The organism is Streptomyces sp. NPDC126497, from assembly GCF_040302425.1.
Classification (GTDB): Bacteria; Actinomycetota; Actinomycetes; order Streptomycetales; family Streptomycetaceae; genus Streptomyces.
This window is the reverse complement of sequence record NZ_JBEORT010000222.1, coordinates 1-1831: the sequence shown is the minus strand read 5'-3', so window position 1 is coordinate 1831 and position 1831 is coordinate 1. Positions and strand designations below refer to the sequence as shown.

Annotated in this window: 1 protein-coding gene; it reads right to left on the bottom strand. The window is 74.3% G+C overall.

The features are described 5' to 3' along the window. Positions 1-1831 (bottom strand): type I polyketide synthase (locus ABTY20_RS35205; RefSeq protein WP_352001209.1); only part of this gene is annotated, 1831 nt, incomplete at both ends.

The following is a 1831-nucleotide window of genomic DNA, read 5'->3' as shown; positions in this document are numbered from 1 at the left end:
CGGCGTCCAGCGCCTCGGCGAACACCGGGAACCGGGCGTACAGCTCACGCCCCGCCCCCGCCCGCTGCGAACCCTGCCCCGGGAACAGCACCGCCAGCGACCGCTCCACCGCACGACCACGCGCCACCTCCACCAGCTGCTCGTCGTCCACCGCGGTGAGGAGAACCGCCCGGTGCTCGAACACCGACCGCCCCGACGCCAGCGAGAAACCCACGTCCAGCGCGGAGGCGGTGTCGAGGGTGACGATCCGGTCCAGTTGGTCTTCCAGCGCCTCCTCGGACTTCGCGGACACCGGCCACGGCACGACCCCGGGAACGACCCCGGGCGTCGCGGCCGGCGTCTCCGGCTCGGGCGCCGGGGCCTGCTCGATGATGGTGTGCGCGTTGGTGCCGCTGATGCCGAAGGAGGACACGGCGGCGCGGCGGGGGCGGCCGGTCTCCGGCCAGTCGACGGTCTCGGTGAGCAGGCGCACCTCGCCCTCGGTCCAGTCCACGTGGGTCGACGGGGCGTCGATGTGCAGGGACTTGGGCAGCAGGCCGTGGCGGAGCGCCATGACGGTCTTGATGACGCCTGCGACGCCGGCGGCGGCCTGGGTGTGCCCGATGTTCGACTTGATGGAGCCGAGCAGCAGCGGCCGGTCGGCGGGACGGTCCTGGCCGTAGGTGGCGAGCAGCGCCTGGGCCTCGATCGGGTCGCCCAGGGTCGTGCCCGTGCCGTGGGCCTCGACGGCGTCCACGTCGGCCGGGGTGAGCCCGGCGCTCGCCAGGGCCTGCCGGATGACGCGCTGCTGCGACGGACCGTTGGGGGCGGTCAATCCGTTGGAGGCGCCGTCCTGGTTGACGGCCGAGCCGCGCACCACGGCGAGCACGGGGTGGCCGTTGCGGCGGGCGTCGGAGAGCCGCTCCACGACGAGCACGCCGACGCCCTCGGACCAGCCGGTGCCGTCGGCGGCGTCCGCGAAGGCCTTGCAGCGGCCGTCGGGGGCGAGGCCGCCCTGCCGGGTGAAGCCGGCGTATCCCATGGCGGTCGACATCACGGTGACGCCGCCCGCGAGGGCGAGACTGCACTCGCCGGAGCGCAGCGCGTGGGCCGCCCAGTGCAGGGCGACCAGGGAGGAGGAGCAGGCGGTGTCGATCGTGACCGCCGGGCCCTCCAGGCCGAAGGTGTAGGACAGGCGGCCGGAGATGACGCTGGTGGCGAGGCCGGTGGGGGCGTGGCCCTCGGCGTCCTCGCTGGAGTTCATGACGAGGGTGGTGTAGTCCTGGCCGCTGGTGCCGACGAAGACACCGGTCCGGCTGCCGCGTACGGTCGCAGGGTCGATGCCGGCGCGTTCGAACGCCTCCCAGGAGGTCTCCAGGAGCAGGCGCTGCTGCGGGTCCATGGCGAGGGCCTCACGCGGCGAGATGCCGAAGAAGCCGGCGTCGAAGTCGGCGACGTCGTAGAGGAAGCCGCCCTCGGAGGTGGCGCTGCGGCCGTGGCCGCCGTGTCCGCCGCGCAGGAGGGTGTCCAGGTCCCAGCCGCGGTCGGTCGGGAAGGCGGAGATGCCCTCACGGCCCTCGACGACGAGCCGCCACAGTTCCTCGGGCGAGCTGACGCCGCCGGGCATGCGGCAGGCCATGCCGACGATGACGACCGGGTCGTCGGCCGACGCGGGGAGGACCGTGGCCGCGGGGGCGCCGGTGGCCCGTTCCTCGTCGAGGAGGGCGGTCACCAGGTGTCCGGCGAGCACGGTGGGCGTCGGGTAGTCGAAGACGAGGGTGGCGGTCAGCCGCAGGCCGGTGGCGGTGGTGAGGCGGTTGCGCAGTTCGACGGCGGTGAGCGAGTCGAAGCC